Origin of the sequence: Xenorhabdus khoisanae, from assembly GCF_001037465.1 — a bacterium.
In the GTDB taxonomy this organism is placed as follows: domain Bacteria; phylum Pseudomonadota; class Gammaproteobacteria; order Enterobacterales; family Enterobacteriaceae; genus Xenorhabdus; species Xenorhabdus khoisanae.
In genome coordinates this window covers 1-5,280 of the sequence record NZ_LFCV01000119.1, presented here as the reverse complement: position 1 = coordinate 5,280, position 5,280 = coordinate 1, and the positions used below count along the sequence as shown (strand labels likewise).

Below are 5,280 nucleotides of genomic sequence, written 5' to 3'. Positions count from 1 at the left end.
GCGAATGCGCACAAGCCGCTGATTCTGGAAATGGGGCTGAAATGGCAGCAAATCAGCCTGTCGTCCGAAGATGCGCAGTTTCTGGAAACCCGCAAGTTTCAGCTGGAGGAAATTTGCCGCATTTTCCGGGTGCCACTGCATATGGTGCAGAACACCGACCGCGCCACCTTTAACAACATTGAGAATTTAGGGATTGGGTTTATTAACTATTCCCTCGTCCCGTACCTCACCCGCATTGAGCAGCGGATTAATGCCGGGTTAGTCAGAAACAGCAAACAAGGGCGGTTTTACGCCAAATTCAACACCGGGGCCTTGCTGCGCGGGGACATGAAATCCCGTTTCGAGGCCTACGCCACCGGAATTAACTGGGGGATCTACTCCCCGAATGAATGCCGGGAACTGGAAGAACTCAACCCGCGAGAGGGCGGGGATATTTACCTGACGCCCATGAACATGACAACCCAACCTGAACAATCCCCGAAAAAGGAGGAAGAGACGCATGCCGATGATGACCAGACAACGGCTTGATGTGCCCCTGAAAATCAAATCGGTCAGCGACTCCGGTGAGTTCGAGGGCTACGGTTCGGTGTTCGGGGTCAAGGACAGCTACGACGATATTGTCCTGCCCGGCGCTTTTGCCAATACCCTGAAACAATGGAATGAGAAAGGCAGCCTGCCCGCGTTGCTCTGGCAGCACCGGATGGACGAACCCATCGGTATTTATACCGAGATGAAAGAAGACGAGACCGGGCTGTATCTCAGGGGGCGGCTGCTGATTGATGACGATCCGCTGGCGAAACGGGCGCACGCCCATATGAAAGCCGGTTCCCTGTCGGGATTGTCCATCGGTTATATCCTGAAAGACTGGGAATATGACCGGACAAAAGAGGCGTTTTTACTCAAAGATCTCGATTTATGGGAAGTGAGTCTGGTGACCTTTCCCGCTAACGATGAAGCGCGGGTGAGCGAGGTGAAATCCGCCTTTGCCCGCGGTGAAATACCTTCTCCAAAAAGTATTGAGCGAGTCCTGCGCGATGTTGGGCTGTCGCGAACCCAAGCCAAGGCCCTGATGGCTGACGGCTACCGTGCACTTTCTCTGCGTGATGCTGAGCAGGCCGCACTGGCCACCTTGAAATCCATTAAATTTAACTAAATAAGAGGCTGTTATGGCGATTGATCATAAAGATGTCAGTGAAGTTGCGCAGGAACTGAAAGGCGCTTTCGAGGCATTCCAACAGAAAAACGATAAGCGCATTGAGGCGATTGAGGCGGAAAAAGGCAAACTGTCTGAGCAGGTGGACACCCTGAACGGCAAGCTCGGTGAGCTGGATACCCTGAAAACCGCACTGGAAGACGAACTGGCGGGGCTGAAACGTCCGGCAGGCAGTGGCAATAACCCTGCCACCAGTGAACACAAGGCGGCATTCACCCAGTTTATCCGCAAGGGTAAGGAAGATGGGTTGTCTGAGCTGGAACAAAAGGCCATGCAGACCACGACCGATCCCGATGGCGGCTATGCGGTGCCGGAAGAGCTGGACCGCAACATTATCAGCGCCCTGAAAGATGAGGTGGTGATGCGTCAGGAATGCAGTGTGATAACGCTGGGGACGCCGGAATATAAGAAGCTGGTCAATCGGGGCGGAACAACCAGTGGCTGGGTGGGGGAAACCGATAAGCGCGAGGAAACCGCAACCTCACAGCTTGGCGTGATTGAGCCGATCTGGGGGGAGATTTACGGCAACCCCGCCGCGACCCAGCGTATGCTGGATGATGCCTTCTTTGATGTGGAAGCGTTTATCACCGCTGAACTGGCGCAGGAATTCGCGGAGAAGGAAGAGGCCGCGTTTACCCACGGTGACGGCAGCAAGAAACCCAAGGGGTTACTGGCCTTTGGCTCGGATGACAAGGTGGACAAAGACCGCGAATGGGGCACCCTGCAACACCTGCTGCTGAAAAAACCAGCCGATATCACGGCAGACGAAATCATGCAGCTGATCTACACCCTGCGCAAGCCGTACCGCACCGGGGCGAAGTTCATGATGAACAACAACCTGTTGTTTAAGGTCCGCACCCTGAAAGACAGTCAGGGCAACTACCTGTGGCAGCCGGGCTTGCAGCTGGGCCAGCCTTCCGCCTTGCTGGGGTATGGCATTGCGGAGAATGAGCAGTTTGCGGACTTAACGGCGGATGCGGTGCCGGTGGCCTTTGGTAACTTCAAGCGCTGCTACAGCATACTGGACCGCATCGGTGTTCGCATGTTGCGCGACCCGTACACCAAAAAACCGTTTGTGCAGTTCTACACCACCAAACGTGTCGGGTCGATGCTGGTCGACAGTCACGCCGTGAAGTTGCTGAAAGGCGCTGCGGGCAGTAAGTAATCTTCGGGCGGCCTGCGTGCCGCCTTATTAGCGGAGGGAATATGCCATTACCGACGATTGAAGAGCTGCGCTTGCAGTGTAAGGTGGATGAAACGCAGGACGATGAACTGTTACTGGCTTACCTCATGAGCGCCAGAGAAAAAGCTGAGAATTACCTCAACCGTAAACTCTATGAAGAATACATCCCGGCAGATGACCCTGACGGCATGCTGATTACCCCGCTGGTTAAACTGGCCTTAATGTTGGCGGTCGGGTTTTGGTATGAGCATCGCGAGCCCCATGTATTAGCCAGCGGGTTTAAGGAACTGCTTAACGATTATCGGATCAGACCCATGAGGGGGACATAATGCAGGCAGGCAGATTACGCCACCGCATCACGCTACAGAGCTTTACCCAGATCAAATTGCCATCGGGCCAGCCTATGCAGGAATGGCAGGATGTGTCCACGGTCTGGGCGGAGGTCAAATACATTAGCGGGCGTGAATTACTGGCGTCCGGCGCTGAACTCTCAGAAACCACGGTCCGTGTCTGGCTGCGTTACCGTCCGGATGTGACCAGCGCTGCCCGGCTGGTATTTCGCGGGCAGGTTTACGACATTCAGGCCGTCATTCCTGACCCGAAACTGACCCAGCTTGAACTGTTATGCAAACAGGGGGTGAAACCATGAGTATTCATACGGAGCTGGACTTTTCCGGCTTGCAGGAAATAGCGAAAGATCTCGAACTGCTCAGTAAGGCTGAAAACAATCAGGTGCTGCGGAAAGCCACTTATGCGGCGGCGTCGGTACTGCGTGACGAGGCGCGCGTCAAGGCCCCCAAGCGAACGGGTAAACTGGCGCGCAATATTGTGGCGTCCAACCGGCGAGTGCAAAACGGTGAAGCGTCCGCCGGAGTGTATGTGCGTGGGTCTAACGCCAAGGGCACCAACAGCGACACCACCATGAAAGCCAGTGACCCGCGCAATGCCTACTACTGGCGCTTTCTGGAGAATGGGACCTCAAAAATGGCCCCACAGCCGTTTATCCGTCCGGCGTTTGATGCCAAATCCGAGGCGGCTACCGACGCTGCCATTGAGCGGGCCAATCAGGCGATTGACGAGGTGCTGTCGAAATGACCGAGGCTGACATTTTCCCGCTGCTGGACCCGGTACTGCCGGATAAGGTTTTTCCTTACGTGGCACCGCAACGGGAACCGCCTGTTATGCCGCCGTGGTGTGTTTTTTCGTTCTACAGCCTTGATCAGGATGTGCTGAACGGGCAGGCGGGCCAGCTCAATAACCTGCAAATTGATGTTTATGCCGGGTCCATTGATGAGGCCCGGGCGATACGGAATAAGGCCCGGTCAGCGATTGCCGGACTGAAACCCACTGAACTCAGCGAAACCCAAGGATACGAGCCGGATACAACCCTGTACCGCGCCACACTGGAATGCCAGATCTGGCAGTAAACCCACAAACTCACCCCATTGACTCAGCCGCCTGCGGGCGGTTTTTTATTTCCGGAGAATTATCCATGTCGAGTAAGTACGAAAAGGCCCAGGGCACGAAAGTGAGCATTTCGGCCAATGCAGCCAAAGAGGCCAATCCCCAGAATGCGGTCTGGCAACACATCGACTGCACCACCAAAGAGATCAGTTATACCGGCGGGCAAAAATCCGACATTGAAGTGACCACCCTGTGCTCCACCGAGCAGGAGATGACCAACGGACTTGCGGCGCCGGGCGAAATTACCCTGTCCGGCAACTGGTCCGCCGATGAACCCGGGCAGGATACCCTGCGCACGGCCTACGACACCGACGAGCTGCATGCGTTTAAGGTGGAATTTCCCACCGGTAACGGGTATGCGTTTCTGGCCGAGGTGCGCCAGAACTCATGGAGTGTATCGCCCGGCGGGCTGGTGACCGCCAGTTTTACCCTGCGGTTGAAAGGTAAGCCACTGCCCCTGAAACCCACGTCGTTAACCAAAAACACGGCACAAGGATAAATCATCATGGCGAAGAAAAAACCCGACCTGCGCGCACTGGCACTGGCCCCGAATGCGGGCTTTCGCAGTAAAACCGTGACCGTACCGGAATGGGGCGATGTCACCGTCACCTTACGCGAACCCTCAGCGGAGGCATGGGGACACTGGCAGGCAATGACGTTACCGAAAGAGGGTGAGGAAGACACCACCCTGTCCATCGCTGAGAAAACCCACCGCAATATCCGGGGGGATGTCGTGTTGTTTATTGACGTACTCAGGGATGAGAACGGCGATCCGGTCTTTACCGAAGACGATATCGACACCGTGGCAGACATTTATGGCCCGGTTCACAGCCGTTTGCTGCATCAAGCACTGGAACTGATGGCTTCACAGGCGGATGCAGAAAAAAAGTAAACGAACCGGTCACCTTCTTCATGATGACACTGGCGCTGCGGCTCGGCAAAACCCTGTCTGAGCTGCAACGGGACCTGAGCGCCAGTGAATTACTGTGCTGGCTGGCGTATGACAGGGTGAGTCCGGTGGGGGATGAGCGGGGGGATATTCAGGCCGCCCAAATCGCGGCGGCCGTGTACCAGTCACAAGGGGGCAAAGTTGCCCTGCGTGATGTCCTGCTGCAATGGCGTGAACCCGACGCAGACAGTGACCGTGCGCCGGGGCTGGAAGCCTTTTTATCTAACCTGTCCTGAGTAATTTCCTATGGCAAAATTACGTGAACTGATTATTAAAATCTCGGCCAACTCGTCTTCATTTCAGGCGGAGATTGCCCGTGCCTCCCGGATGGGGGCGGATTATTACCGGGTGATGGAAAAGGGTGGACGCGGGGCAGCGGCGGCCACCCGTGACAGCCAGCAGGCGTTACGGGAACTCAATAACCAACTGCTGTCAGCCAAGAATGCCGCCGCCGGCATGGCAGGTGCTTTT

11 protein-coding genes are annotated in these 5,280 nt (G+C 55.7%); all 11 read left to right on the top strand.

Features of this window, described 5'->3' with window-relative positions; translation table 11 throughout:
• On the top strand, window positions 1-528 hold a 528-nt coding region (locus AB204_RS15960), incomplete at its 5' end, for a phage portal protein (protein WP_047964363.1).
• Window positions 506-1,153 carry an HK97 family phage prohead protease gene (locus tag AB204_RS15955; RefSeq protein ID WP_047964366.1) on the top strand — a complete coding sequence of 216 codons (648 nt, stop codon included), beginning with the start codon at window positions 506-508 and terminating at the stop codon, window positions 1,151-1,153. The genes AB204_RS15960 and AB204_RS15955, both read left to right, overlap by 23 nt.
• A gap of 13 nt (window positions 1,154-1,166) precedes the next feature.
• The gene (locus AB204_RS15950; RefSeq protein WP_047964362.1) at window positions 1,167-2,378 is read left to right on the top strand and encodes a phage major capsid protein; all 1,212 of its coding nucleotides are present in this window, start codon (window positions 1,167-1,169) and stop codon (window positions 2,376-2,378) included.
• 41 nt (window positions 2,379-2,419) lie between these two features.
• Window positions 2,420-2,725: a head-tail connector protein gene (locus AB204_RS15945; protein WP_047964361.1), complete on the top strand. Its 306-nt coding sequence runs from the start codon at window positions 2,420-2,422 to the stop codon at window positions 2,723-2,725.
• A complete protein-coding gene (locus AB204_RS15940; protein ID WP_047964352.1) occupies window positions 2,725-3,045 on the top strand; it encodes a phage head closure protein in 321 nt (106 codons plus the stop codon). Before AB204_RS15945 ends, AB204_RS15940 begins: the two co-directional genes overlap by 1 nt.
• Window positions 3,042-3,491, top strand: coding sequence for an HK97-gp10 family putative phage morphogenesis protein (locus AB204_RS15935; protein ID WP_047964360.1), 450 nt, complete (start codon window positions 3,042-3,044; stop codon window positions 3,489-3,491). The genes AB204_RS15940 and AB204_RS15935 overlap by 4 nt, the downstream gene beginning before the upstream one ends.
• A complete protein-coding gene (gp17, locus tag AB204_RS15930) occupies window positions 3,488-3,823 on the top strand; it encodes a tail completion protein gp17 (RefSeq protein WP_047964359.1) in 336 nt (111 codons plus the stop codon). Before AB204_RS15935 ends, gp17 begins: the two co-directional genes overlap by 4 nt.
• A gap of 65 nt (window positions 3,824-3,888) precedes the next feature.
• On the top strand, window positions 3,889-4,359 hold the full coding sequence (locus tag AB204_RS22475; RefSeq protein ID WP_047964365.1) for a phage tail tube protein: 471 nt from the start codon (window positions 3,889-3,891) through the stop codon (window positions 4,357-4,359).
• 6 nt (window positions 4,360-4,365) lie between these two features.
• Window positions 4,366-4,752 carry a phage tail assembly chaperone gene (locus AB204_RS22470; RefSeq protein ID WP_047964358.1) on the top strand — a complete coding sequence of 129 codons (387 nt, stop codon included), beginning with the start codon at window positions 4,366-4,368 and terminating at the stop codon, window positions 4,750-4,752.
• 20 nt (window positions 4,753-4,772) lie between these two features.
• The gene (locus AB204_RS15915; protein ID WP_072061462.1) at window positions 4,773-5,045 is read left to right on the top strand and encodes a phage tail assembly protein T; all 273 of its coding nucleotides are present in this window, start codon (window positions 4,773-4,775) and stop codon (window positions 5,043-5,045) included.
• Window positions 5,046-5,055: 10 nt separating this feature from the next.
• Window positions 5,056-5,280, top strand: a 225-nt coding sequence (locus tag AB204_RS15910) for a hypothetical protein (RefSeq protein ID WP_047964347.1), incomplete at its 3' end; no start/stop codon positions are given.

Coding starts and splice junctions, on each gene's coding strand:
- gp17 (WP_047964359.1), top strand. CDS start 3,488: ATGACCGAGGCTGACATTTTCCCGCTGCTGGACCCGGTACTGCCGGAT.
- AB204_RS15945 (WP_047964361.1), top strand. CDS start 2,420: ATGCCATTACCGACGATTGAAGAGCTGCGCTTGCAGTGTAAGGTGGAT.
- AB204_RS15955 (WP_047964366.1), top strand. CDS start 506: ATGATGACCAGACAACGGCTTGATGTGCCCCTGAAAATCAAATCGGTC.
- AB204_RS22470 (WP_047964358.1), top strand. CDS start 4,366: ATGGCGAAGAAAAAACCCGACCTGCGCGCACTGGCACTGGCCCCGAAT.
- AB204_RS15915 (WP_072061462.1), top strand. CDS start 4,773: ATGATGACACTGGCGCTGCGGCTCGGCAAAACCCTGTCTGAGCTGCAA.
- AB204_RS15950 (WP_047964362.1), top strand. CDS start 1,167: ATGGCGATTGATCATAAAGATGTCAGTGAAGTTGCGCAGGAACTGAAA.
- AB204_RS15935 (WP_047964360.1), top strand. CDS start 3,042: ATGAGTATTCATACGGAGCTGGACTTTTCCGGCTTGCAGGAAATAGCG.
- AB204_RS15940 (WP_047964352.1), top strand. CDS start 2,725: ATGCAGGCAGGCAGATTACGCCACCGCATCACGCTACAGAGCTTTACC.
- AB204_RS22475 (WP_047964365.1), top strand. CDS start 3,889: ATGTCGAGTAAGTACGAAAAGGCCCAGGGCACGAAAGTGAGCATTTCG.